The sequence below is a fragment of the Aeromicrobium sp. 9AM genome (genome assembly GCF_902506105.1).
Classification (GTDB): Bacteria; Actinomycetota; Actinomycetes; order Propionibacteriales; family Nocardioidaceae; genus Aeromicrobium.
Genome location: NZ_LR733303.1, coordinates 325,576 through 351,346 on the forward strand (window position 1 = coordinate 325,576; position 25,771 = coordinate 351,346).

Sequence of the window (25,771 nt, forward strand, 5' to 3'; positions counted from 1 at the left end):
AAGACGCGTCAGCTCGTCGAGCGCGACAAGGTGCTCGCGATCTCCGGAGGGATGGGTACCCCCAATTTTCTCAGCACGGTGCCATACCTCAAGCAGCGGGATGTCCCGGCGATAGCCCCGAACGCGCCGAGCACTCAGATCGGCGGGACCGACACGCCGTCCATCTTCTCGGCGACGGTCGACTACGAGAAGCAGTTCACTGGCCTCGCGACATACGTCTTCAAAGACCAACCCGCGCCGAAGAGGATCGCTCTGGTCGGCGTGGCGGGGGACATCGGCGACTCGGCCAAGGTCGGCATCGAGGCAGCCGTAGGAGACAACTCTGAGATTCTGTACGTGCCGGAGAAGCCCGGCACTACCGACTTCGGCCCGATCGCGGCCCAGCTGCGACGCTTCGACGCTGACTGGATGTTCCTTATCATGACGAACGCTGACACGGGTGGCCTGCTCAAGCGACGAAGCGGATCGGCTACGAGCCGCGCACCGCGGCGTGGGCCGGCATGACTGACGAGACGTTCCTTGCAGAGTTCTCGCCGCTCGTCCAAGACATGTCCGTTGTGCTCGACGCAGCGCAGCTGACGAGCGACGACCCCAAAGTCAAGAAGTTCGTCGCCGACTTCACGAAGCAAACTGGCAAGGCTCCGACAAAGTTCAACGCGATCGGCTGGGTCCAGGCCGAACTGACGGCCGAGGGTCTCAGGCAGGCCAAGGGCCTCAACCGCCCGTGCCTCATGAGAGGGCTTGAACAAATCAAGGGCTTCGAAACCGGCATCATTCCACCCGTGACATGGGGCAAGGGCGACCGCTCAGGAGTCGAGGCGATTGGCGTCGGCAAGATCAGTGGCTCGAAGGTGACCGTGCTTGAGAACACTGTCCCGATCGACTGACGGGGCGATCGCCATGGATGGCATGTTCGCTGACATCATTCAAGTCCTCATTGGCGGGACGACGACAGGTCTGCTCTACGCGCTCCTCCTGCTCGGTGTGCTGATCGTCTTCCAGGTCAGCGGGACGATCAACTTCGCGTACGGACAGGTCGGGATGGCCGCCGCGCTCGGGTGCTGGGCACTTTACGCGCGAGTCGGCCTGCCCGTGCCATTGGCTGTGACGCTTGCCCTGATCACGGGCGCGGTGCTCTCTGCCATGATCGAGCGACTCGCCATGAGGCGAGTGTCGGCCGCGCAGCCGGGCCTTGACGTTGTCGTCACGCTCGGCATCTTTCTGTTCATCACCACAGCAATGGAACTGCTTGTAGATGCAGACTCGCACTCATTCCTCGCTCTTGGGACGAACACCGGAATCTCCGTTGGAGGAGTGTCCGTCAACGTGAGTGACGCCGTCGTTGTAATCGTCTCGACGATCGCCGTGCTCGGCGTTTGGTACTTCTGGAACCGCACCGCCGTGGGGCTGTCGGCGAGGGCGAGTGCGAGCAGCGCAACAATCGCTTCAGCCGCTGGCGTCGATGTTCCGCGACTCAAGACCGCAATCTGGGCAGTCTCGGGCCTGATTGTCGCCGTGGTCGCCATTCTGGCGGCCAGCCGGCTCGCGGTCGACCCCTTCTACATGACCTCATTGCTGATCAAGGCATTCGTCGCCGGGATGATCGGCGGCCTCAATCGATTCTGGACCCCGCTGCTGATCGCAGTGGCGCTCGGGATCTATGAGTCGTTCGTGGTGTACTCCCTTGGAGCGTCCGCAGCCGTGCCGGCAGTCTTCGCACTGGTGATCGTCGCTCTTGGTCTCACGCCTCAACGACTTGTAGACGAGCGTAAGGAGGCACGAGCATGACGATCGCCGACGTCCGATCGCCCATCACGTCGACCGGTGCTCCGAGATCCAGACGGGTGCGCTCAGCACTCGTCGCGGTGGGACTGCTAGCCCTTGTGGCGCTGCCCCCGTTTGTGTTGGGCACGTATTGGTTGTTCATCGCGACGCAGCTCCTGGCGTACGGCATCGCGACGCTAGGGCTGCACATTCTGTTCGGTCGGACGGGTCAGCTCTCACTCGCCCATGCGTCGTTCATGGGCGTAGGGGCCTACACGACGCTCGTGCTAGCCCAGCGCGACGTCGACCCACTGGTCCAACTTCTCGCCGTGGTGGGTGTAGGGCTCGTCGCTGGTGCTCTGGTGCCGTACCCACGCTCCGTCTTTCGGGTTTGCGGCTCGGCTTGGTAACTCTGGCGTTCGGCGAGATCTTTGTCTGGAGCTTGACCGAGACGACCGACCTGACGGGTGGTACGCAGGGCGCGCCAGTCCCTGGCATGCTGATCGCCGGTCTCGACACCACTCAGCCGGTGGACGCGTACTTGTTCGCCGTCGTCCCTGCGATCATTGCGACCTACGTCGCGTGGAACCTCCCTCGGACCAAGCTGGGCAGACGAATGGCCGCGGTCCGGGACTCCGAGCTCGTCGTTGACTCCGTCGGAGCGTCCGTGCGCAGCACCAAGATCATCGCCTTTCTGATCGCCGCGGTTTTCGCAGGCGTTGCGGGATGGGTGTTTGCGGCAGTGACGGGTTTCCTCGCCCCAACCGACTTCCACCTATTCTCGTCGATCTACCTCTTCGTTGCCGTCGTCATCGGCGGGTCGAGGAGCGTCGTAGGGGCATGGCTTGGAGCGTTTTACCTCGTGCTGGCGCCACAGTTCTTCAACCTGATCGACAAGGCAAACCTCTACCCGCTGACGGCGGGGTTACTCCTCACGATTGTCGCTCTTGCGGCGCCGGGTGGCCTTGCCAGCGCCGCGACGTCGGGGCGCCGTCGATTCTCTATGTGGGCGCGGCGATGAGCGCCGATCTCGTGGTGCTGCGGACCGACGCCGTCACAGTAAAGTACGGGGCCCTGGCCGCCCTGGCGGACGTGAGCTTGGGGGTAGCGACCGGCAGCATCACCGGCATCACCGGTCCCAACGGGGCCGGGAAGAGCACCCTGCTCAATGTATTCGCCGGGCTGACCCACATCTCGGCCGGCGAGGTATGGCTGGAGGATGAGGACGTCACATCTGCGTCGCCGGCCGAGCGGGTGCACCGAGGCTTGATGCGCAGCTTCCAGACGGTGCGACTGCTTGAGGATGAGTCGGTTCTGACGAACGTGCTCGTGGGTCTCGACCGTCTTCCGTACCCCGGCCTGCTAGCGCAGTTGGCCGGGACCCGGTCGATGCGACGCGCAGAGCGAGCGCCCAACGAGACAGCAACGGAGGTTCTGCAGTTGCTCGGCCTGAACCAACAGCGGCACCGCCCGGTCTCCGAGCTGCCGTTCGCGAGCCGTCGCCTCGTCGAGATCGGGAGGGTCCTCGTATCGCGTCCGTCGGTGATGCTGCTCGACGAGCCTGCGGCCGGACTGGACGAAGGGGCGCGGCGAGACCTCGAGGAGGTTCTGTTGGCTATCCATGCGTCGTACGCGTGCACTGTGGTGCTTGTCGAGCACGACGTGGGGCTCGTCCGCCGCTTGTGCTCTGAGGCGTTCGCACTCGACGCAGGCCGGCTGATCGCCGCTGGGCCTCCCGGTGACGTGCTTTCTCAGGAATCCGTCCGGCTCGCCTACTTCGGGAGTGCTTCACATGATTGAACTGCAGGACGTCACCGCGTCGTACGGCAGGGTGCAGGCTCTCTTCGGAGTGTCTCTCTCGATTCACAGGGGACAGACGGTGGCGCTAGTGGGCACGAACGGCGCAGGCAAGACCACTGTGGTCCGATCGATCCTGGGTCTGGTGGCTTCGTCCGGTTCGTTGCGCCTGGAGGGACGGGACCTCGCAGCAATGAAGACGCACGACCGTGTACGGGCCGGCAACTCCGTGGTGCACGAGGGGCGAGGCCTGCTTGGAGAGTTCACGGTCATGGAGAACCTCGTGATCGGTGGCGATGTCGACGTGAGGAAGCGCGTCGACGAGGCGCTGGACGTGTTCCCCGACCTTCGCGGCCGACTGCACGACGAGGTCGCCCTGCTCAGCGGGGGGCAGCAGCAGATGGTGGCGCTGGGACGCGCGATGCTTCGGCGCCCGAACTACCTCCTGTTGGACGAGCCTGCTCTGGGCCTTGCGCCTGTAATGGTCGATCTTGTGTACCAAAAGATTGCCGAGCTCCAGAGCGAAGGGATGGGGGTGCTACTCGTCGAGCAGAGCCTCGAGCGTGCCAAGATCCACGCCGACGAGTTATGCCTATTGAAGGTCGGCCGGATTCACCAGACCGTGGCGTCATCTGATTCGGCGCGGGTCGCGTCGTTGATCGATGAAGCCTTCGGGGGGTGATCCGCGCCGCCAGAAGCCGGCGCATAGGCTCAGGCTCTCGTGAACTCGGTCAGTTCCTGCGAAGCAGCCGCGCTGCTTCCTGAACCTTTTTGCCGTACTCGCCGATGAAGTCGCACCCGCTAGCGGCTTGCCAGGATCTCGATGTCGATCAACGAGTCACCCGAGAGGTTGGCCTAGCCCAGTAGATAGTCTGTCTGGTTACCAGGTAGGCTAAGTACGTGACTGCGAACAGTTGGTTGTACGGATTTCTCGATGTGTGCATAGTCCGGCTATTGCTCGAGCAGCGCGACTATGGGCTCGGCATCGCCAAACGCCTGGAAGACGCGGGGTTCTCAAGTGTGCCGGGAGGCACCCTCTACCCAGCGCTTGTCCGTCTCGAAACCTCGGGACTTATTGTCGGGGAGCGTGAGGCATCACGGACGGGTCCACCCCGGAAGTACTTCCGCCTCACAGAAGAAGGGCGTCGAGCAGCTCACGCCGGCGCCGCCGATTGGGAGTCCTTCAGTGCGCAGATGAGCAGAGTTATGGGCGCGGGTTCAGCAGCGGTGAGAAAATGAAGTCCGCAGATCCAGAGGAATGGCGTAGCCAGTTCCGTATCGGACTGCATGCTGCGGGAGTCGAAGTCCCCCTGGCGGCACAAATGACCGAGGACGCGATGGACGAAGCGCGCGCCGCGGAACTCCACCCGGCAGCCCTTTTCGGTCCGGCCAGGACTTACGCAGAGCAGCTCGCTCGCGCCTCGCGGGTCGCGGTGGCTGAGCCGCTCAATCGTCAGTCTGGAGGGGTGGTACTTCGGCTTTCGAGTGTTGGTAAGACGTACGGGCGCCGCCGCGTCCTAGGAGACGTCGATCTGGAGGTTCGAGCCGGGCAAGTCGTCGCGGTCGTTGGCGCGAATGGGGCAGGCAAATCAACATTGTTGGAAATTTGCGCGGGGCTCCAGAACGCCAGCGAAGGAAAAGTAGAGCGAGTGCCACACGTGGGATGGGTGCCGCAGTCCGGTGGAACATACGATTTGCTGAGCGCTCAGGAGCATTTCGAGTTGTTTGGGGGAGCGTCGAGAATTGGTCGGGGCCGATCTCGTGCGACGGGTGAACGTCTTGCGGCGCGGCTGGGATGGCGACCGAGGGCGCAACAGCCTGTGTCGGAGCTCTCCGGTGGAACTAAGCAAAAATTGAACTTGATTCTCGGAGAGTTGAGTCGACCCGAACTGTTGCTCCTTGACGAGCCCTACCAAGGTTTTGACCGGGGTAGTTACGCGGACTTCTGGGGCGAGGTGCGTCGATGGCGCGAATCCGGAACTGCCGTGGTTGTGGTTACACATCTTCTCCACGAACCTGATGAAGTCGACCATGTGCTTGAGCTCCTGCCGCATGGAGGGCCCGAATGACGATTGTCGCGCGACAAGTTCTCCACGAACTGAGCCGAAGGAAGCAAATGCTGGCCCTCCTCGCGCTGCTGCCGGTCGCGTTCTATCTTGCCCGCCACGATCTGCCGGGCCAATCCATTCGATTGCTCTCGTTGGGTCTCGGCTGGACGATTTCGACTCTTGCTCTGTTCGTAACTGTAGGTGCTATCCCAGTTGAACGACGTCTGCGGGTGGCTGGCTACTCGGTTCTGCAACTTCTTGGCGGGCGAGTGCTGGCAGTTTCTGCAGTCGGGACCCTGCTCGCTGCCGCGGGCTTTGGGCTGGTCATCGTCGACCAAGCGCTTGCCCGGCATTGGGCGCTCGCGCTGATGTTTGCGCTGGCGGTAGCGATCAGCGTTCCGTTGGGAGCGCTGCTAGGGGCGCTGCTTCGCCGAGAGTTGGAAGGGGCCCTTGCCCTCCTGACCATATTGTCGGTGCAGATGCTCGCGAATCCTGACGGAACATTCGCGCACATTATGCCGTTCTGGTCCCTCCGGCAGCTCGCAGCGTATGTCGTTGATGACGAGTCATCTGCGTACCTCACCTCAGCTTTGGTTCATGCCGGCATCACTTTGTCTTTTCTTGGGGTTGCGCTTTGCGCCATATCTGCGGTGCGGATGCGCATACACAAGGCCGAACGCCCCGAAGCATCCTCATCACTTTCTTCAACGTCAGTTGGCTAGCTCAAATGCATGATGAGCGGTGGGACGCCTTGGCGTGGTTCCAAAGAAGCACCCCTCGGGGTCACGCTGGGTACGGAGTCGACGCGGACCTCAACAGCATTTCATCCCCAGAGTCGGGAGTTCGATGCCGTTTGATAGGGGCGTTGCTTGAGGGCTGAGGAGAACCCGTGCAAGGGCGAGATCGGACCGCGGCAGGGGTTTGAACTGTCGCTCATGTTGCTACCGTATTGTGATACGGTAGCAACATGAGCGAGGGGGTTGTTCGGCGTTCACGGCGCGCGGGTGGCGAGAGGCGCGCGTACGTGCTTGATCACGCGATTGCAGTAGTCGCAGAACGGGGCTTAGCCGCTACGCGTTATGCCGATGTAGCCGAGGCATCCGGTATCGCCGTTAGTACTCTGCAGGGGTACTTCGGCTCGCGCGAAGACATGCTGATCGAGGCATTTGAACGAGCCACCGTGGTGGTCGTTGACGCGATGAACGAACTCGCGTCGCAGTGCGACGGTTCTTGGCAGCAGTTGGTCGCGATGGTAGATCAGGGCCTCAGCACACCTGCCCCCACTTGGCGAATGCTGATGGAGTTCTGGACCGCGGCCGTCCACGATGCCGAGTTGCAAGAGCACGCTGCTGCATTGGCCAAGCAGTATCGGGAACCTTATGTGAAAGCAGTGCAACTAGGTACAGAACGCGGCGCGTTCAGCCCGCGGTTCGAGGTTCAGGTAATTGTCGAGTCACTCGTGTCGAGCATCGTCGGCCTTCTCTACCCGGTGGTCCTCGGGCACTTCGCACCACAAGTCAACGCGTATCGAGAGATCGTCCTGGCGCAGCTTGCCTTCGCGCTCCGAGTCAGTTCTGAACACGTTTCTGACAGCCCGTCGGGAAACTCAAACGTAGAAAGGTAGTGCTATGTCCCATGCCATCCTCAATCCATACGGTCTGCACAACCCGGTTCCGTTCGGCTATAGCCACACTGCATCAGTCCCCGCAGGGACGGATCTCGTGTTCGTGTCGGGCCAGTACGGGTCGGGTACCGAAGGAACGGTTGTCTCGGCGGATTTCGCCGCACAGGTTCAGCAGGCATTCAGCAATGTAGATATTGCCCTCGCCGCCCACGATCTCGATCTTATGAATGTTGTCCAGTTGAGGACTTACGTCGTGGATCTTGACTTCGAGAAGCTCGCAACAATCGGGCAGGCAGTGGCGGCACGATGCGGCGACCTGCCGCCTACGCAAACTGTTATCGGCGTTGCTAGCTTGGCTGCACCCGACATTCTTTTTGAAGTCGAAGCAGTAGCCGCCGGTGCCTAGAAGTGCTGACGAGGGGTCTTCGTAGTCGACCATGAACGATTCCGGCAGTTGGGCCCGTAGTCGATATGGGACTGTGTTGCACACGTTGGGATTCGTGAACCGCCTAGGCTCATCGAGATCTCGTTCATGCTCGTTTTCGCTCGCCCAGACCGCGAGCTCGTTCGTCGTCTCGACGCCAGTCGCCCCAAGTTCTTGGCTGCCTCTGCTGATTGACCGTTCGCCGCACTCAGTGTCTTCGGCGAGGGCCGGTGCGCGCCATTCGGGACAGATCTCAGGACACTCACGACTCGGCTAGAGGATTCACGTATGAGACGCCCGACCTTTCCAGACAACGGGCCGAGTCCATCCAGAACGAGATCGAAGACCTCCGCAAGAAATACCGGGACCGAGCCCATAGGTAACGAGCATGAGATGCACCTAGCCGAGTTCGCACGCGCAGCCGAGTCTTGCCGTGAAAATGGGCATGGCTTTGCGACCTTTCGGACGATGCCCGAGACCGTCGAGCTCCGCTGGCCCGACGATGTCCTCGAACAATGGCTGTATGACCATGCCAACAACGATCACCTTCTCCGCGACTATGGATCTGTTGATCTGACCACCATCACGTGGAGCGTGGAGGCGGTCCCTCTCGAAGAACTGATTGATATTCCGACCGGCGCATCGGACGCCGACTGTATCGACTACTACGCAACGGACCCCGCGCACTGGATCCGAGTCCGCAACCTCGGAGTCCACACGATCTGCTCTGTCGTGTACCTCTTAGTTGCTGGCATCCTCAATCGCCACTAGCACTCTCAGTATCTGAGGCATTCACACAGAAGCGGACAGAAACGGGGGGCCGGACACCCTGCAACTAGCAGGCGCACGTGGTGCGCCCGCCGCCGCGGCGCAACCCAGTCAGGTCAATCTGATGTCCGGTCGAAGCCGGCCTGGCCGTGGATGTTGTATCCATCCACGGCCAGGTTGGCTCTAGTTGATAGCTCGCGCGCGCGTCGGGTCCGTCGGTTCAGATGAACGTCCGAATGCGGCGTACAACTGGGGCGCGGAACGCTTCAGGTGCAACCCGTAAGCGATGGCAGCGACAGCCGAGACCACCATCAACCAGGGCAGGGCGTTCAGAATGGATGAGGGCGTGCGTCCAATGAACTCCCAATTGCTAATCACAAGCACCAATCCGAATGACATCCCGATTGCCCCTAGTGCGGGGAAAACTATCGTCTTGGCCCAATGCCGCTCTGGACGAGACCAGAAGTAGAAAATCGCAGAGATGCACACCAACGTCTGAAGGAGCAGAATTCCTACACCCGTCAGCCCGACTGTCGCGACGCCGATCACAAGGAATGGGTCAAGGCTCGTTGCGAACCCGATCATGAGGATGAGAGCGGTTGCTCCGGTGATGAAATCGCTTGAGACATACGGGGATGCATGGTCAGGGTGGGCCTTGCCGAGCATGCGCGGAAGCATCCTGTCCCGTGCCAGCGAGTAGACATAGCGCGCGCCGTTGTTGTGAGTGCCGATTGCGCACGCTACGTAGCTGGTAAGGAACAGAAGGTTCATCACAGTGGTGGCTCCGGACCCTATAAAGCGATCCATCGTGTCGAACGTGAACGCCCCTGGATCTGCTCCTGCGACATCGCCCGACTTCTCCCCGCCGTTGGCGGCTACGAGTGACCACGCGGCCAACACATAGAAGGTCGCGACAAGCGCGACCGCACCGTATGTCGCTCGTGGGACGGTGCGATCAGGATCTTTGGTCTCGCGGCTGTAGATGGCCGTCGCCTCGAAGCCGACGAACGAAACAGCCGCGAACGCGAAGGCGAAACCTGGCGATCCGTCAAGAATGTTCTCTGGTGAGAACGAGGACAGCGAAAAAGCTCCGAAGCCTTGTCGAATCAGGATGACCAGATCCAACAGCAACACGATCAGGATTTCGAACGAGAAGACGACTGTGAGGATGCGGGCACTGACCTGAATTCCACGGCGAGCAGCCAGTGATACGAACGCCAGGAGGATGGCACCCAGCAGGATCCAACTGATTCGCCGCCCAGTGTGATCCTCGATGATGTTAGAGGCGAAGGCCGAGGTTATGGCCACAGTCCCTATGTAGCACAGCACATAGGAGACCGCGGCGATCGCTGCCGACGCCATACCGGGGAGTGTCCCGATGCCGAGCGTGATGTACGCGTAGAAGGCGCCTGGCCGGAGGACGTGGCGGCCCATTGTGGCGTAGCCAACTGCGAAGCAGGCGAGGATAACGCCCATAGCCAGGTACATGCCTGGCGCGCCGATACCGACGCCACTCACCACCAGCGGCACCGCTGCAACCACGCCTGCGAGCGGTGCGGCCGCCGCGAGCACGAGGTAGATGAGGTTGGAGGTCGAAAGCTGGTTGGGCCGAAGATCGTGCGAGAAGTCCGTGGACGGTGAGCTGCGAGTCATAGTCAATCCTAGTGTCGGTGTCGTTCTCTCATAGAGAATGAATCTTTGCGATAGAGAACACTATTGACACTGCAAACCTTGTAGTCAAGGGGCGCTCGACACGCGCAGACCCGATCTGGCGCGCGTTGACAGCCTGCCTCCGGAAGGAATACGTTTTCTCACACCGCAAGTCGTTCCGTGACGCAGAACAGATTAAGTGAGACCTGAGAGAGGGGGCCGCCGCATATGGCGTACATCGATGAATCCGTAAGACCGGGCGAACCTCTGTCTGGATTCGACCTGAGTGGCCTGCGAGCTGTCGTGACCGGGGCCGGCCGTGGAATCGGACGAAGCGCAGCCTCAGCGTTGGCGACGGCCGGTGCGGAGGTCGTCGCCGTAGATATCGACGGTGACACTTTGTTGGATTCAGTCGCTCGCATGCGAGCCGAAGGAAACAAGGTCATCGCCCAAGCCGCGGATCTTCGCCACGCCCAAGAAGTTCAAGCTCTTCGGTCTCTTGTCGACGAGCTTGGCGGCGTAAGCATCTTGATCAACGCGGCGGGGGTCATTCGTCGAGCTTCCTCACTGGACGCCGGACTTCAGCACCTGGACGAGGTTTGGAGCGTCAACGTCCGAGGCCTTTACGCCGTTACCCAAGAGCTCCTGCCAGCCCTTGTCCAAAGTGGGGCCGGCTCCATCATCAACGTCGGATCGCTTGGCTCAGTGCTGGGACTTAAGGACCGGGCCGCATACGCCGCGACCAAGGGAGCGGTCCGCCAATACACCCAAAGCCTGGCGGTCGATCTGGGCCCTGCCCACGTGCGGGCGAACACCATCGCACCGGGTTATATCGCAACTGAGATGAATCGTGACTGGCTCGCCAACGATCCTGCGCAGCGCGAAAGGCTGCTCGAGCGAGTCCCTTTGGGGCGATTGGGATCGCCTGATGACCTCGCCGGCACTTTCGTCTACCTCGCTTCACCTGCATCCGCCTACGTCACCGGCCAAACCATCATCGTTGACGGTGGCTGGACAGCCTCTTAATCACTCGACAGATTTCGGAAGGATTTCGATGACACGATCACCAGATGGCATCACCCGATTCGCTGGGGTGAACGCCTCGATGGCACTCCCGATGACAGCGAACTTCTCCCCCGACTACTCGGCGCTGAGACGTTACGCGTCTTGGCTAAAAGGCCAGGGCATCATCGGTGTCACGGTAAATGCCGACACGGGAGAAGGAGCCCACCTCACCGTGGACGAGCGGCTGAAAGTGGTCGCGGCAGTCCGTGAAGAAGTCGGCCATGATTTCCACGTTGCCTCGGGCCTAATCGCTGCTCAAACAGAACAGGCAGTCGAGCTCGCCCGGCAGCTGAAGGACGCGGGCGCCGACTCGCTGCTCGTGTTCTCCATACCAGCATTCAGCGGGACGCCTTTGCCCCCCGCTCTGGTGTACGACTACTTTCAGAGGCTTTCAGACGCAGGTGTCGACCTGATCGGATTCAACCTCACGCCAAGTTTGGGCGGAGTGGTATTCGCTCCTGAAGTTATAGATCGACTTGCCTCTGTTCCAAATCTCGTCGGATTGAAGGAGGCTTCGTTCGATGCGGCGGACTACGTTCGGTCACGGGACGCTCTCCGCGGCGCAACCAGCGGAGTGGCCTTCCTTTCTGGCTGCGACAACTTTATGTATGAGTCGTTCGTACTTGGGGCCAACGGAGCGCTTCTGGGATACGCCGGTCTCGCCGCGTCGTTGACCGTGGAAGTGTTCTCCGCTGTCCAGGGACAGGACTTTCAGCGGGCCGAAACATTGAACCGTGAGCGCATGCAACCGCTCGCGGAGGTGCTGTTCGGCCAGCCGGTGCGCAACTCAAGGGCCCGTATCAAGCATGGTTTGAAACTGCTCGGTGTGATTGATGAGACGGCGGTCCGGCCACCCCTCCTCCCGCTCGACGACACGGAGAAGCAAGCGCTCGACAATGCCATGAAGGTCGCGGGGCTGCTTTAGCCGTACTAGGCAGCAGAACACATATCGCTCGGCCTGCGCGGACGTGTATGTTGCCTAGGCAAACGAGTGTCTGTGTGAGAGGGCACGAGATGCCGAGGCTTTCAGGAGGAATGCAATCGTGGCAAACACGGTCAACGGGCGCGAGGTACGGCCGGTACAGGCCCTCGTTCACGCACTGGAAGTGCTCGAAGCGCTCGGAGAGCATCGTGAACTCGGGGTCAGCGAACTCAGTCGCGAAATTGGTTTGAGCAAGACGGCCGTCTACAACATTTTGGGGACGTTCGAAAGCCTCAGATTCGTTCGACGGGATCCTTCATCGTCTCGCTACAAGCTCGGATGGCGGCTGAACGAGCTTGGCGCTCTCGTTCTGAGTGGTAACGACCTGGACCCTGTTGTGACAAGGCCTCTACTCCAGAAACTCGCGATCGAAACCGGAGAGTCCGTGTTGCTGTCTGTGTTGGACCGCGAGGGCGTCACCTATATCGATCGGGTCGAGAGCCACCGGCCGATTCGAATGGTGGCCGCCCCAGGACGGCAGTCACCTCTGCACGCAACCGCCTCTGGAAAAGTCCTGTTGGCGTACCAACCCGCTGAGGTGATCGATTCAGTTCTGGACGGGACTTTGACACGGTTTACCGATAGCACGATCACGGACCCAGCGAAGCTGCGAAAGCAACTAGCGGAAATCGCCGCGAACGAATTTGCATCGGTCGTGAGAGAGAACGAGCCGGACCTGTCCAGCGTTGCAGTGCCAATTCGGGACTACTCCAACGAGGTGATCGCGGCGCTGGCGATTGCAGCCCCAGCTGACCGACTTGATTCCGATTCCGCGCGAGAGGGTGTACTGAGTTCGCTGCGAGACACAGCGCAAGAGATTGAGTCGCACCTAGGTGTTAACCACTCGTAGGTACCGAATTCGCTGAACCGGAGGCGCCGCGAACCGTAAAGTGCGGCGCCTTTGCGTTGACGAATCCCAATGGAAGCCCTCGATCGACACGAAGGCCCCGAGATCATCAGCCAGTCGGTAGCAATCAGTAAAAGAGAATAGGAGTTAGCAGGAGGCGGGTGGGGTGAAGGGACCGACAGCTAGTAGGTGTGCTGGTTGCTGGCCTATCGCGAGGGCTCGCCGATAGTTGATCTACTTCGCACGCATGTAGGCGGGGACAACCTCCATGTGGACCCACGAGCCTGTTTCATTCATGTGCTCAAGCCCATTGAGATGCTCGAACACGAGATTTGTCTGGGTCGACGCGACGGCATCATCCATGCTGAGTTCCTCCGCAATGAACCGACGCAGTTGATGTGAAGAGGTGCAGGCAACGTGGACGAGAAAGTCCTCGCTGCCGCCCACCTGAAAGACGTCGAGAACGTTCGGCAGTCTTATGACACGTCGAGCGTAAGTGCTTACTTCTTTGCGCGCTTGAGCCTTGAGGCGGACAGCAACCATCGCCTGAAGGGGTAGACCCAGCAATCCCCAGTCGGGGTGCGCGTGATGCGATCTGAGCACCCCGCGCTTGTGCAAATTCCGTATACGCGTGAGACACGTCGACTGCGCAATCCCGAGGACCTCCGACAAATACTTGTTGGTGACTCGGGAATTTCTTGCGAGCTCCCAAACGATCCGCTCGTCAAACGCATCAAGAGGCTCAGCCAAGGGCTGCTCCGAACCGGTCACTCTAATCACCTCTCGAAGGTTATTTCGTTCGCGAATGCCAAGCCCGGCTGTGGCAGTGGAATCTTCTGGAGCTACCGCCGCCTCGGCGAATTCAATTCTGTGATCCCCTCTCAACCCGTTGACATGGAGCGGACCACAAGATTACGTTTTCTGTCAAGAACGCATGTTACGTCACAGAGAACGCCGAGGAGCATAATGTCTACCCCCTCCGTAGAAAACGCAGCAGGCGATGCCCCCACGATTTCCAGCGGGTCTGGGCCCGGCCTAGGGCTGCTAAGCGGTGTGAAGGTTGTGGCATTTACAACGTTCCTGGTGGGCCCCGCCGCCGCGCAGTATCTCGCCGACATGGGGGCGGATGTCGTCAAGATCGAAGAGCCGCGGCACGGCCCGCATGAGCGGCGCTGGAGTGGAGCGAACCACTTCTTGAACGGCGAAAGCATCCTCTACCTGATGAGTACGCGAAACACGCGCTCCATCGGACTTGACCTGAAGTCAGAGGCCGGGAGGAAAGTCGCCAGGCGCATGTGCGACGAGGCAGATGTCGTCGTCTCCAACTTTCGTCCCGGAGTGATGGATCGCCTCGGTTTGGGCTTTGATGACCTGCGGCAATCAAACCCGGGGCTGGTCTATGCGTCCGCCTCCGGGTACGGTGCCCGCTCTCCTCATAGACACTTGCCGGGGCAGGACCTTCTCGTCCAATCCATTTCGGGAATCGCCTCCGTGACTGGCTCAGAAGGGCCCCCGGTGGCATCGGGTGCTGTCGTAGCGGATCAGCACGCAGCAACACTGCTCGCACTAGGTATTGCCGGCGCTCTGGTCGAGAAGGCGCGAACGGGACTGGGTCAAGAGGTCGAAGTGACAATGCTGCAAGCATCACTTGATCTGCAGGCCGAGGTATACGCCTACCACCTCAATGGTGCCGACCTCAGAAGGCCACGAAATGGCCTAGCGACGACATACCACGAGGCGCCGTACGGGTACTACAAAGTGACGGATGGATATGTTGCTCTATCGATCAACCCGATCGCGAAAATCAGCGCCGCACTCGGGGCCCCGACAGAGCTCGAGCCGTACCTAAACCCGGACTTGGCATTCTCCGCTCGCGAAGACATCTATGACGCGCTCGAGCCCCTGCTAACCAGCTTCAAAAAGGACGAGTTGGTCAAGTTGTTCCGCGAACACGACATCTGGTGCGCGCCCGTGAAAACGTACGAGGACTTGGACACAGACGAAGTCATTGCCAGCCTCAACGCAATCGAAGAGTTCGAACACCCCGTCGCGGGAACTGTCCGGGTCGTGGGACACCCGATCAAGTACAGCTCGGGCACAGCCGCCGTGCACCAGGTTCCACCCGCGCTCGGTGAGCACACTCACGAGATTCTCGCAGAACTTGGCTACGACCACGCCACGATCGATTCGCTCAGCCAGGAAGGAACCATCCGCGCATGAACGCCCAGCTCGACCCCACAAAGAGGGAACCGTTCTACTTTGAGGATTACGCCGCCGGCCAGAAGTTCGTGAGCCGCGGACGAACGGTGACTGACGCCGACATCCGGCTCCATGTCGGATCTACCGGAGCCGATCACCCTAACCACACGGACGACGACTACAGCAGCAAGCATCCCGTGCTGAAGGGCGTCTGCGCACACGGGCTCCTTGTACTGGGCATAGTCGACGGATTCATCACAGATGAGTTGCCAAAGTTCATGGGCCCGTCGATGAACTACGGACACGAGAAGGTGCGTTACATCGCGCCGGTGTACACCGGCGACACCATCCACGCAGAAATCGAGATCACGGACTGCCGGGACAAGGATGACCAATGGGGACTGCTGGAACTCGCGGTCAATGCAGTCAATCAGAACGGCGTGACTGTGTTGTTTGACCAGCACATTCTCATCGTTCAGAAACGCGCCGCCGCCGGCAGCGGACCTAGTCAGGGTTAGGGGCATTTCGCATGCCGAAAAGCACATCGAACACAGACGGACGCGGTATGAAACACGACTATGACTTCGTGATCGTTGGGGGAGGGTCCGCCGGATGCGTGCTGGCCAATCGCCTGTCGGAAGATCCCTCGACCAGAGTCCTAGTTCTCGAAGCCGGACGCTCGGACTACCCGTGGGACCTCTACATCCATATGCCTGGTGCGTTTCAGTTCACCATTGGGAAACGGTTCTACGACTGGCAGTACGAATCCGATCCCGAACCGCATATGTTCGGGCGCCGCATCGCGCACGCCCGCGGGAAGGTCCTGGGCGGGTCCAGTTCAATCAACGCCATGAACTTCCAGCGGGGCAACCCGATGGACTACCAACGTTGGGGCCACGAGAAGGGGATGGAGAACTGGGACTACGCCCACTGCCTCCCCTACTTCAAGCGAATGGAGCAAGCAATCGCTGGCGAAGACGAGTGGCGTGGCGGCGACGGCCCGCTCAAGGTAGAGCGTGGTCCAGCAAAGAATCCCCTCTTCGATGCCGTTTTCGAAGCGGCTCAACAAGCCGGGTATTCGTTGACCGACGATGTCAACGGCTACAAGCAGGAGGGTTTCTCAACGTTCGATCGAAACATCCACAATGGACGGCGCCTGAGTGCCGCTCGCGCATATCTCCACCCAGTCAGATCGCGCCCGAACCTGGACATCCGGACGAACGCTTTTGTCTCCGGAATCATCATGAACGGCAAGCGCGCGGTGGGGGTCAACTATCGCCGGTTCGGACGGAACAAGTCCGTACGCGCGGCGGAGGTAATCCTGTGCGGTGGCGCCATCAACTCGCCGCAACTTCTCCAGCTCTCCGGGATCGGCGACGCGGAGCATCTCAAATCCGTGGGCGTCGAGCCGATCCATCACCTTCCAGGTGTTGGAGAGAACCTCCAGGATCATCTCGAAACATACGTCCAGTACGCGTGCAAACAGCCTGTGTCCCTAGCGCCCGCGCTCAAGTGGAGAAATCGCCCGTGGATCGGCCTCAAATGGCTCTTCACCCACAAGGGTCCTGCGGCGACGAACCACTTCGAGGCAGGAGGATTTGTGCGAGGGGACGATCAGGTCGAATACCCCAACCTCATGTTCCACATGCTGCCACTGGCGATCCGCGTGGACGGCACTGCACAGCCGGGCCACGGATACCAGGGGCACATCGGTCCCATGTTCTCTGACGCTCGAGGAAGTCTAAAGATCAAGTCCCCCGACCCTCGTGAGCATCCCTCCATGGTGTTCAACTACCTCTCAACTGACCAAGATCGTCGAGAGTGGGTGGACGCCATCCGGGTTGCCCGGAAAATTCTTACCCAGCCAGCGTTCGAGGAGTTCAACGGCGGCGAGCTTTCGCCGGGCGTCGAGGTTCAGACGGATGAACAGATCCTGGATTTTGTTCGCAGAGAAGCGGAGACGGGTCTGCATCCGTCATGCACCGCGAAGTTGGGCATTGACGAGATGTCCGTCCTCGATCCCGCGAGTTTCCGCGTGTGGGGCATCGAAGGGCTGCGGGTTGTGGACGCCTCGGCGATGCCGCTCATCACTAACGGCAACATCTACGCACCGGTGATGATGATCGCTGAACGCGCAGCCGATCTGATCCTCGGCAACGAGCCTCTCGCTCCACTCGATACGCCGTTCTACAAGCACGTTCAGCAGTCACCGGCCTCATGACAGGCTCGCACGCAAACGGAGAAGACAGATGACAGGCAACGAAGACGCCCGCACATACGGCCACTGGATCGACGGTGCCGATTACAACGGGTCGGGCCTGATTCCGCGCGCGAATCCGGCGACGACCATTCATGTCGCAAACTTTGCGGACGGCACGGCTGCTGATGTGGCTGAGGCTGTCGCCGCCGCGAAGAGAGCCTTTGACAGCGGCTCGTGGTCCCGTTTAAGCGGCGCCGAGCGGTCCCGGGTCCTCCTGAGGCTGGTCGACTGGATTCGCGAGAACAGGGAGTTTCTCGCGAAGATTGATGCTCAGGAGGTCGGCAAACCTCTGGCTCTTGCGCGAGGAGACGTGGACGGCGCGATCGCCCATTTTGAGTACGCCGCTGCCTTGGCTCACGAAGTACATGGCGACGCCTATACCAACATGGGTGAGGCATACCTCGGTCTCATCACGCGAGAGCCAGTTGGTGTCGTGGGACTAATCGCGCCGTGGAACTTTCCCGCGTTGAGCTACGCCGAGAAGGTTGCTTACGCACTAGCAGCCGGATGCACTGCGGTGATCAAGCCATCCGAATTCACCTCGGGCTCGACTATCGAGATCTCTCGTGCAGCGACGATGGCGGGTCTTCCCGACGGTGTCATCAACGTTGTCACCGGTTATGGACACGTCGTGGGTCAAGCCATCGTGGAGCACCCAGACGTGAACTTTGTGTCCTTCACGGGGTCGACGGTCACCGGTCGGAAGATCGCAGAGACCGCCGCTTCGCGTCTTAAGAAGGTTGCCCTGGAGCTTGGTGGCAAGGGCGCGAATATCGTGTTTGCCGATGCCAACCTGGACGACGCAGTCGATGGCGCGCTTTTTGCAGCGTTCTTCAACTCGGGTGAGTGCTGTGTGGCCGGTTCCCGCCTACTCGTTCAAGACGAGATCGCTGACGAATTCCTCGCAAGGCTGGCTGCCGCAACGGAACGGATGACCGTGGGGTTCGAAGAACACGCGGACGTAGGCGCGATGATTCATGAGCAGCACGCGGAGCGTGTCGTGGACTTCATCGATGAAGCCGTCCAGGCAGGTGGCAAGGTCCTCGCCGGCGGTCGGCGCGTAACACCCTTATCAGGGCCGGGCGCATTCGTCGAACCGACGGTCGTCGATAACGTCACACCCGACATGCGGATCTTCCGCGACGAAATTTTCGGACCAGTACTGACGGCTACTCGCTTCACTGATGCCGATGAAGCCCTTCGGCTGGCCAACGACACGGTATACGGTCTCGGGAACTCAGTCTGGACGAAAGACCTCGACAAGGCCATGCGGTTCCAGCGCGAGCTTCGCTCCGGGACAGTCTGGATCAATACGACCATCGACGGTGGTGCGCAGATGACGTTCGGCGGTACGAAGGAATCGGGATATGGTCGTGAAGTTGGAAGGGCCGGCTTGGAGGAGTTCACAGAACTCAAGAGTTGCGTAATCCGTACCGGTGAACGCGCCCCTTCATTCGGTTGATCGGGTGGCTAACACAGTCCCTCCGCCTGACAACATGACTCAGGGCACCACCATCCTCGTCGCACCAGATTCATTCAAAGGGACGTTCTCGGCGATGGAAGTCGCCGAGGCAATCGGACGCGGCATTGGCATGGACGTCGTCGACTTGTGTCCACTGGCAGACGGCGGGGAAGGCACCGTCGAAACGATGGTCGCTGCCACTCGCGGACGAATTGAAGAGGTTCAAGTTCACGATCCGATCGGACGAACGTGTCTCGGAAAGATCGGATGGCTGGATCATCGCACCGCCGTCATCGAGTCCGCCTCCGCCAGTGGATTGACCCTAGTCGACGTCGACGAGCGGGATCCGCTCGCGGCCTCGACCTACGGGACTGGCGAATTGATTGTCGCCGCACGTCTAGCAGGAGCACGCAGGATCCTGCTTGGCGTCGGCGGAACGGCCACGACTGACGGCGGTCTCAATGCGATTCGCGCCATCGAACTCGCAGGAGGACTAGGGGGTAGTCGACTTGAAATCCTATGTGACGTCCGAACGCCGTTCGAGGAGGCCGCCAAAATCTACTCTGCCCAAAAGGGTGCCTCCCCCTCCGACATCAGGCACCTGACCAAGCGTCTCCGCCAACTTGCGCTGAAGCTCCCGCGCAACCCGACTGGGATTCCAGGATCAGGTGCTGGGGGCGGATTGGCAGGGGGCCTCTGGAGTCAGTATGACGCGCGATTGGTGGCAGGAGCCCAAACGATCCTTGACTCTGTGAACTTCAACAGCCGCCTGGAGTCCGCGGTTGCAGTGGTGACGGGCGAGGGCTGTTTCGATGCTCAGACTCTCGAAGGCAAACTTGTCGCGGAAGTGGTATCACGCGCTGCGGCCGCAGGAGTGCCTGTCCACATCGTCGCGGGATCCATCGACGCGACCGCTGGGCAGATAGCCCAGATTCGGCCGGCATCGATTCGGACCGCGAGCACGCCGGAGCTGATTCGACGCGCCGGAAGCGAGATACGGCGGTTCGTGCCGACGTCTCTCGGATGAACCTCGCACGAGCGCGTCCCCCGGCGCACCCCCGTCGCGAAATCAGCGGCTTCGTAGGCGCCAATGCAACTGAAATAGCAGGTAAAACTTAATCCTGAGTCACTTGTGATGAGGAGGTCAACTCCAGTCAGTTCAACTGGGACTGTGCCGGTCATTGCAGCCATGATGACTCCTCGTCAGACAGGGGCTGGATAGGGCCGTCGTTGCCAGGGCGGCCCTCTGCATACGCTCCGGGACTAGCGACCCGTTACACAGTAGGTCTCGCCGAGTGCACACTTTTGCGCTTCTTGTGGCCGTTGTTCGTCCGCAAGCCAATGACGACGCAGTGCTGGAGATAAAGCCAATCGGCGAACGGATGGCATGGTGCTGCGTGGTGGCGCGCGCTCCGGCATGCGTTGTGTGACTGCCGTGTGACACAGCGGGAGCGAACACGCAGGTCAGGCGGCGCTTCGGCCCGAATGCTCCAAGATCACCCAGATCTACGAGGGCACCAACCAGGTGCAGCGCGTCGTCATGGCCCGCCAGCTCCTCGCCGGGATCCAGTCAACGCTCTGACAGCTGTCACTGCAGGGCACTAGCCTGCGGTGATGGACGACCTGGGCACCGTCGCGCGGTCGCTCGACCTCATGGCCCAGGGTCGCGCCCCAGAGGTGGCGGTCGAGCTGGCGGACCAGGCCGGGTCGGTGGCCCGGTCGATGATCGGCATGGCGGCCTTTTGGCTCGGCGAGTTCGAGGTGGCCGAGCGTGCGGGTCGCGCTGCTGTGACAGCTGCCGGGTCCGACGTCGAGCATCACCTGGCCCTCGCCGTGGTCGCCCTCGCGGATGCCGGTCTCATGGAGACTGCCCCCTCACCGGCACTGGACGACGTCGTCGCGGCGTTGGGTCCGTCCCTCGACGCGATGGATGACTTCGTCCGCTACCTCGTCGCCGAGGCCGCGCTGACGCAAGCGCGTCTCGGGGTCGCCGCAGCGGTGTGGGACGAGTCGGTCACAGAGTCGTGGCGGGGGCATTCCTACCGGGCCATGATGCTGGCGACGGGCGCCCGGATCGCAGCCTTCGGTGGCCGTATCGACGAGGCTCAGGGCTCGGCGCGACAGGCTGTGGCGCTGGCCGACAGCGAGCGCACGCGGCTCTTGACGATGTCGGTGGCCGGACTGGTCTCGGGCAACAGCTCTGACGTCACGTCGACCTCGGCGCTCGTGGCTGAGATCGAGGCGGCCGGGCTCGCGGCGGATGACCACCTGAGTCGCGGGCTCCACCTGCTGGCGGCCTTTGCCGCCGTGGCGATCGGCGACGTGGCCCAAAGCGCGTCGCTCGTCCTCATCGCCGGTGGCGACGCCGGCCTGTCACGCTTCACGATCATCGACCGGGCCCTGGGGCTTGAGCTCCTCGTCGCCGCCGCGGTCGCTCTGGGCGATCGTGACGCAGCGGAGGCCTGGGGCGCCCAGGCGGAGCCCCTCGCCGATCACCCGATCGCCCGCCCGACGATCCAGCGGCTCAAGGCCCGCCTCGCCGAGATGGCCGGCGACCGCGAACGTGCGATCGAGCTGGCCGAGCTGGCGGTCGAGGGGTGCCGGCTGGACGCCCGAAATGTCGAGCTGGCCGAGACGGAGGTCGTCCTGGCGCGGATCCGCGTGGCCGGCAACGACCTGTCGACGGCCAGCCGGTCGATGCGCGAGCTGGTCGCCGCCAGCGATCGACTCGGCCATCACGCCGTACGTCGGGCCGCCGGCCAGACCTTGGGCCGCGCGGGCCGCCGGCTGCCCCCGGTGATCGGCGACGGGTGGGCTGCCCTGTCTGCCCGCGAGGCGGAGATCGCCCACCTGATACTGGCTGGGCAGGAGACGACGCAGATCGCCAAAGGCCTGTTCATCTCGCCCCACACGGTGCGGGTCCACACGTCGCGGGTCCTCGCCGCGTTCAGTGTCGGCACGCGGGTCCAGCTCGTGGCTCGCGCGAGCGTCCCGCAGGGCGCCACGTCGCCGATGGGTGCGGCGCTGACGCCCCGGCAGCGGGAGGTCGTGGCACTGGTGGCCGAGGGACTGTCGAACGCCGACATCGCCGAGCGGCTCAGCGTCTCCGTGAAGGCCGTCGAGAAGAACGTCTCGGCGGCTCTTCGCCGCGTCGGTGCCCGGTCACGACTCGACCTCGCTCGCGGCTGGGCGGCCGGCTCAGTGGAGCTTGTCGTCGGCGAGCGCGAGGAGCTTGCGGCCGAGGTCCTCGAGTGCGGGCTGCTCGAGCCCCTTGGCCTGCTGGAGCGTGATGAGCGCGATGACCTTGCCGTCAGTGGTGCCTCCGGCGGTCTGGAGGCTCTCACCGCCGAAGACCGTCCCGAACGCGAGGAACGCCTTGGTGCCGACCCCGTCGACCACGACGACCTTGGGTGAGTCCATGGCGCCGGCTGCTCCCGACTGCGCGCCCTCGAACCCGCCCGTGCCCGGGTCGTCGGGCATCGCCGTGATCGAGCCCGACACGGCGCGCGGATCCTCCTGCTTGAACCCGCACCCGCCGCCCGGCTGGGTCTCCGTGGTCACGGTCGCGCCGACGACGGCCCCGAACTCCTCGGCCGTGAACGCCGTGCAGAGATCCTCCGGGATCTTCGGGGCAGAGCTCGTGGTGGCGGCCGCCGGCTTGTCGTCGGAAGCCGAGGTCTTGGCTCCGTCACTGCCTGATCCACAGGCGGTGAGCACGGCCAGCATCGTGGCGGCGGTGAGCGTACGTGCGGGTCGTGACAGGCGCATGGCATCGATCCTTCGGCAGGCGTGTTGGGTCAGGTGGCGTCAATCGGCGTCGCTGAGACGGCCCCTGGCCCGCCTCAGCGCCCGATAGAACGTCGCGCGGCTCACGTGCAGCTCTCGCTGGGCCACGAGATGCCCACCGTGAGGGTCGAGGCAGCCCCGCACGATCGCGGTGTGCATCAGCACGTCAGCGGCCGAGCTGCCGAAGGCGGCGTCGACCCGCTCGCGTACGAGCCGACGAGCGGCGTCCGCCCGCGCGGGCGCGCTGCCCTCGCCGCCGGCGAACCGGGAGGCGGCCAGCCAGTTGTCGTCGTGGAACCTGCGTACGGCCTCGATCAGCGAGCAGTCGTGGTGCGGCAGGAAGCCGCGGATCAGCCCCATGACCTCGTCGGCCACCTCCTCGATGAGGACCCGGTCCGCGTCACCGAGTGGCCCGGCGCTCAGCCGCTGGACGACGAGGTCGTGCAACCCCGCGGGGGGCTTGAGCGCCACCATGTCGACCGCCATGCAAGCAGGATGACCGCTGGCGGGGCTGTACGTCCGCCGGTTGGGGGTAGGGATGCGGCGTAATGACCGCGCCGCATCCGCCTAGGCTCGTGACGTGAGCCTGCTGCCGTTCGACCTGCCGCCGGCGTTCCTGGCGGCGGCGCGCAGCCCGGAATGGGCAGCGTGGGTCGATGGCGTGCCTCGCACCGTGCGCGACCTGCTCGACGAGTGGGATCTCGTGGTCGACGGCGAGCCGATGCACGGCTGGACGTCGCTCGTCGTGCCGGTACGCACCGACGAACGTGCAGCGGTGCTCAAGGTGGCCTGGCCGTACGAGGAGTGCCAGCACGAGATCCTGGCGCTGCAGCACTGGCACGGCAGGGGAGCGGTCCGGCTGCTGCGTGCCGATCCGCGGCGCAACGCGATGCTGCTTGAGCGGCTCTCGACCCGAGACCTGACGCAGATGGACGTCGTCGAGGCGTGCGAGGTCATCGCCGGGCTCTACGCGCGGCTGCATGTCCCGGCGCCACCACAGATGTTGACGCTGAGCTCATACATCCGCCGTTACACCGACGACCTCGAGCGACTGCCCAAGGACGCTGCGATCCCACGACGGATCGTCGACCAGGCCGTACGCGTCGGGCGTGAGCTCTCCGACGACCCGGCGTCGGACGGCACGCTGATCCACGGGGACCTGCACTTCGAGAACGTCCTGGCCGGCGAACGCGAGCCGTGGCTGGCGATCGACCCGCAGCCGGTCTCGGGCGATCCGCACTACGAGGTGGCGATGCTGCTCTTCAACCGCTGGGACGAGATCGTCGCCTCCGGCGACGTCCGCGAGGCGGTGCGGCGCCGGTTCCACGCTGCCGTCGACGTCGCAGGGCTCGACGAGGACCGGGCCCGTGACTGGGTCGTCGTCCGTGAGGCGCACAACGCCATGTGGGCGATCGAGGACGGTGATGATCCCGACCGGGTCACGACCGCGATCACGATCATCAAGGCCGTCCAGGACTAGGACGTCTAGGGCATCAGCGTCTCGACGATGCGGTCGACGTACGCCGTGAACGCCTTACCCGTGGGCAACCGGTCGGGCGTCGCGTGCGCGAGCTGGGCGTGGCCGAGATAGGCCGCGTACGCCAGCAGCGCGCGGTCGCGTGCCCGCGCCTTCGACAGCCCTTGCTCGACGTACAGGGACTCGAGTGTCGACATGCGCCGTTCGGTGACGCGGGCCAGCACGGGGGCGACGATCGGGTGGTCGGCGTGCGGCTGCAGCGCGAGCTCGATCGAGCCGGCCCCGGGCGTCTGCACGACCGCGCCGAGCACGAGCCGGAGCAGGACGCGCAGCCGATCGGCACCGTCGGCGCCCCGGTCGACGGCAGCGATGACGCCGTCGGTGTCGCGGCGCTCCCACCTCGCCAGGGCGGCCGTGATGAGGTCGTCGCGCCCTGAGAAGTGCCAGTAGAAGCTGCCCTTGGTCGCGCCGAGCGTCTTGGCGATCGGCTCCACCGCCACGGCGGGGAGGCCGTTTCGCTCCAACGCGGTGAGCGCAGCGGAGCTCCAGTCGTCCGCGGTCAACGGTGTGCGAGGGCCCTTGGCAGAAGTCATGTCCATACGCTACCGTATGGATGTCCTCCACATACGGAGGCGTATGGAGGAAATGTCATGGTCACCAATGTGCACGAAAGACTCATCCCCGTTCCGGCGGATCTCGTCGGGGAGTCACTCGACCGGGTCGGCAGCGCCGACGATCGGTGGTGGCCGTCGCCCGCCTGGCCTCCGATGGTGCTGGAGGCGCCGCTGGGCATCTGGGTCCGCGGCAGCCACGGCCCGATCCGCTACCAGGTGACCGAGCACGTCCCGGGGCGGCGCGTCGTGTTCACGTTCGACGAGGGGGTCGGGCTTCGCGGCAGCCACCGGTTCGAGGTCGTCCCGCAGGGCGCCGGGTCCTGCGTCGTGCGGCACGTCGTGGAGGGCCGCACCACGGGAACCATGCGGCTCGTGTGGCCCTTGGCCATGCGCTGGCTGCACGATGCCGTCGTCGAGGACCTGATGGACCGCGTCGAGACCGACGCGGGACACCCGCCTGCACGGCGTGCCCGGTGGTCGTGGTGGGTGCGGCAGATCAGGCGGATGACGCAACCCCGGGCGACTGGTGTGCCGGTCCCGGCGACCCCGCTGCTGGAGAACGCGTTGCCCCACGTCGACTGGGCCGATGCCTTCGCCGTGCGGCGGCCGGTCGGCAGCTCGGGGGACCCGCAGGTCTGGGCCGATGCGGTGTTCCACGCGCCACCGCTGTGGGTCGGCGCGCTCCTGGCGGCGCGTGAGTCACTCGTACGCCTCGTGGGCATCGAGCGGGCCGGCCGGGGTGTGTTCGACCCGGTTGCGCACACGGACGACGAGGTGCTGCTCGGCATCGACCAGAGTCATCTTGGCTTCCGCGCGTCGGTGCTGTGCGAGCCCGACCGCGTCGTCGTCAGCACGGTGGTGCGTCTTCACAACCGCCGCGGTCGCGCCTACTCGGCGATCGTGCGCCGGGTGCACCCCGCAGTCGTACGCGCGATGTTGCGCCGGGCTGCCGCACGCGTACCGGTGGCCGAGGCGGTTCCCGCTCGCTGAAGGGAACAGCCTGT

General features: G+C 62.9%; 24 protein-coding genes and 2 pseudogenes. 22 read left to right on the forward strand and 4 right to left on the reverse strand.

Annotated elements, in window-relative coordinates; genetic code table 11:
• Positions 1-30 precede the first annotated feature (30 nt).
• From BOSE46_RS21390 to BOSE46_RS01690, 11 genes and pseudogenes are all read left to right on the forward strand, one after another.
• Positions 31-887 (forward strand): annotated as a pseudogene (locus tag BOSE46_RS21390) (ABC transporter substrate-binding protein).
• Between the two features lie 13 nt (positions 888-900).
• On the forward strand, positions 901-1,788 hold the full coding sequence (locus BOSE46_RS01640) for a branched-chain amino acid ABC transporter permease (RefSeq protein ID WP_159537641.1): 888 nt from the start codon (positions 901-903) through the stop codon (positions 1,786-1,788).
• A pseudogene (locus tag BOSE46_RS21395) lies at positions 1,785-2,785 on the forward strand (branched-chain amino acid ABC transporter permease). The gene BOSE46_RS01640 and the pseudogene BOSE46_RS21395 overlap by 4 nt, the downstream one beginning before the upstream one ends.
• Positions 2,782-3,564 carry an ABC transporter ATP-binding protein gene (locus BOSE46_RS01655; RefSeq protein ID WP_159537646.1) on the forward strand — a complete coding sequence of 261 codons (783 nt, stop codon included), beginning with the start codon at positions 2,782-2,784 and terminating at the stop codon, positions 3,562-3,564. The pseudogene BOSE46_RS21395 and the gene BOSE46_RS01655 overlap by 4 nt, the downstream one beginning before the upstream one ends.
• Positions 3,557-4,243: an ABC transporter ATP-binding protein gene (locus BOSE46_RS01660; protein ID WP_159537648.1), complete on the forward strand. Its 687-nt coding sequence runs from the start codon at positions 3,557-3,559 to the stop codon at positions 4,241-4,243. The genes BOSE46_RS01655 and BOSE46_RS01660 overlap by 8 nt, the downstream gene beginning before the upstream one ends.
• A 254-nt stretch (positions 4,244-4,497) precedes the next feature.
• On the forward strand, positions 4,498-4,800 hold the full coding sequence (locus tag BOSE46_RS21655) for a PadR family transcriptional regulator (RefSeq protein WP_371415499.1): 303 nt from the start codon (positions 4,498-4,500) through the stop codon (positions 4,798-4,800).
• A 98-nt stretch (positions 4,801-4,898) separates the two neighbouring features.
• Positions 4,899-5,630, forward strand: coding sequence for an ATP-binding cassette domain-containing protein (locus tag BOSE46_RS21660; RefSeq protein ID WP_371415500.1), 732 nt, complete (start codon positions 4,899-4,901; stop codon positions 5,628-5,630).
• Positions 5,627-6,331, forward strand: a complete 705-nt coding sequence (locus tag BOSE46_RS01675; protein WP_159537654.1) for a hypothetical protein — start codon at positions 5,627-5,629, stop codon at positions 6,329-6,331. The genes BOSE46_RS21660 and BOSE46_RS01675 overlap by 4 nt, the downstream gene beginning before the upstream one ends.
• A gap of 245 nt (positions 6,332-6,576) precedes the next feature.
• A complete protein-coding gene (locus BOSE46_RS01680) occupies positions 6,577-7,233 on the forward strand; it encodes a TetR/AcrR family transcriptional regulator (protein WP_159537656.1) in 657 nt (218 codons plus the stop codon).
• 4 nt (positions 7,234-7,237) lie between these two features.
• A complete protein-coding gene (locus tag BOSE46_RS01685) occupies positions 7,238-7,639 on the forward strand; it encodes a RidA family protein (protein ID WP_159537658.1) in 402 nt (133 codons plus the stop codon).
• Between the two features lie 486 nt (positions 7,640-8,125).
• On the forward strand, positions 8,126-8,428 hold the full coding sequence (locus tag BOSE46_RS01690; protein ID WP_159537660.1) for a hypothetical protein: 303 nt from the start codon (positions 8,126-8,128) through the stop codon (positions 8,426-8,428).
• Between the two features lie 180 nt (positions 8,429-8,608).
• Here BOSE46_RS01690 and BOSE46_RS01695 read toward each other — a convergent pair whose 3' ends face one another.
• Positions 8,609-10,078, reverse strand: coding sequence for an APC family permease (locus BOSE46_RS01695; protein WP_159537662.1), 1,470 nt, complete (start codon positions 10,076-10,078; stop codon positions 8,609-8,611).
• 225 nt (positions 10,079-10,303) lie between these two features.
• Between BOSE46_RS01695 and BOSE46_RS01700 the strand changes: the two genes are divergently transcribed.
• From BOSE46_RS01700 to BOSE46_RS01710, 3 genes are all read left to right on the forward strand, one after another.
• Positions 10,304-11,101, forward strand: a complete 798-nt coding sequence (locus BOSE46_RS01700) for an SDR family NAD(P)-dependent oxidoreductase (RefSeq protein ID WP_159537664.1) — start codon at positions 10,304-10,306, stop codon at positions 11,099-11,101.
• Positions 11,102-11,129: 28 nt separating this feature from the next.
• The gene (locus tag BOSE46_RS01705) at positions 11,130-12,065 is read left to right on the forward strand and encodes a dihydrodipicolinate synthase family protein (protein WP_159537666.1); all 936 of its coding nucleotides are present in this window, start codon (positions 11,130-11,132) and stop codon (positions 12,063-12,065) included.
• Between the two features lie 118 nt (positions 12,066-12,183).
• Complete coding sequence (locus tag BOSE46_RS01710; RefSeq protein WP_159537668.1) at positions 12,184-12,972, forward strand: IclR family transcriptional regulator; 789 nt, start codon at positions 12,184-12,186, stop codon at positions 12,970-12,972.
• 231 nt (positions 12,973-13,203) lie between these two features.
• On the opposite strand, the gene BOSE46_RS01715 is transcribed toward BOSE46_RS01710, so the two are convergent.
• Positions 13,204-13,740, reverse strand: a complete 537-nt coding sequence (locus BOSE46_RS01715; protein ID WP_201299469.1) for an Lrp/AsnC family transcriptional regulator — start codon at positions 13,738-13,740, stop codon at positions 13,204-13,206.
• 282 nt (positions 13,741-14,022) lie between these two features.
• Between BOSE46_RS01715 and BOSE46_RS01720 the strand changes: the two genes are divergently transcribed.
• The 6 genes from BOSE46_RS01720 (at position 14,023) to BOSE46_RS01745 (ending at position 22,304) form a co-directional block, all read left to right on the forward strand.
• On the forward strand, positions 14,023-15,189 hold the full coding sequence (locus tag BOSE46_RS01720) for a CaiB/BaiF CoA-transferase family protein (protein ID WP_159537670.1): 1,167 nt from the start codon (positions 14,023-14,025) through the stop codon (positions 15,187-15,189).
• Positions 15,186-15,686 carry a MaoC family dehydratase gene (locus BOSE46_RS01725; RefSeq protein WP_159537672.1) on the forward strand — a complete coding sequence of 167 codons (501 nt, stop codon included), beginning with the start codon at positions 15,186-15,188 and terminating at the stop codon, positions 15,684-15,686. Before BOSE46_RS01720 ends, BOSE46_RS01725 begins: the two co-directional genes overlap by 4 nt.
• Positions 15,687-15,733: 47 nt before the next feature.
• On the forward strand, positions 15,734-17,389 hold the full coding sequence (gene betA, locus BOSE46_RS01730; protein ID WP_159537681.1) for a choline dehydrogenase: 1,656 nt from the start codon (positions 15,734-15,736) through the stop codon (positions 17,387-17,389).
• 28 nt (positions 17,390-17,417) lie between these two features.
• Positions 17,418-18,890, forward strand: coding sequence for an aldehyde dehydrogenase family protein (locus tag BOSE46_RS01735; protein WP_159537683.1), 1,473 nt, complete (start codon positions 17,418-17,420; stop codon positions 18,888-18,890).
• Positions 18,891-18,924: 34 nt separating this feature from the next.
• Complete coding sequence (locus BOSE46_RS01740; RefSeq protein WP_159537685.1) at positions 18,925-19,917, forward strand: glycerate kinase; 993 nt, start codon at positions 18,925-18,927, stop codon at positions 19,915-19,917.
• Between the two features lie 587 nt (positions 19,918-20,504).
• Positions 20,505-22,304 carry a LuxR family transcriptional regulator gene (locus BOSE46_RS01745; protein ID WP_159537687.1) on the forward strand — a complete coding sequence of 600 codons (1,800 nt, stop codon included), beginning with the start codon at positions 20,505-20,507 and terminating at the stop codon, positions 22,302-22,304.
• 393 nt (positions 22,305-22,697) lie between these two features.
• On the opposite strand, the gene BOSE46_RS01750 is transcribed toward BOSE46_RS01745, so the two are convergent.
• Positions 22,698-23,162, reverse strand: a complete 465-nt coding sequence (locus BOSE46_RS01750) for a hypothetical protein (protein ID WP_159537688.1) — start codon at positions 23,160-23,162, stop codon at positions 22,698-22,700.
• Positions 23,163-23,256: 94 nt separating this feature from the next.
• Here BOSE46_RS01750 and BOSE46_RS01755 point away from each other — a divergent pair, with 94 nt between their 5' ends.
• Positions 23,257-24,156: an aminoglycoside phosphotransferase family protein gene (locus BOSE46_RS01755; protein WP_236551583.1), complete on the forward strand. Its 900-nt coding sequence runs from the start codon at positions 23,257-23,259 to the stop codon at positions 24,154-24,156.
• A 5-nt stretch (positions 24,157-24,161) separates the two neighbouring features.
• Here the strand turns inward: BOSE46_RS01755 and BOSE46_RS01760 are convergent, their stop codons facing one another.
• Positions 24,162-24,746: a TetR/AcrR family transcriptional regulator gene (locus tag BOSE46_RS01760; RefSeq protein ID WP_201299470.1), complete on the reverse strand. Its 585-nt coding sequence runs from the start codon at positions 24,744-24,746 to the stop codon at positions 24,162-24,164.
• A 57-nt stretch (positions 24,747-24,803) separates the two neighbouring features.
• Between BOSE46_RS01760 and BOSE46_RS01765 the strand changes: the two genes are divergently transcribed.
• The gene (locus BOSE46_RS01765) at positions 24,804-25,757 is read left to right on the forward strand and encodes a DUF2867 domain-containing protein (protein ID WP_159537692.1); all 954 of its coding nucleotides are present in this window, start codon (positions 24,804-24,806) and stop codon (positions 25,755-25,757) included.
• Positions 25,758-25,771 lie beyond the last annotated feature (14 nt).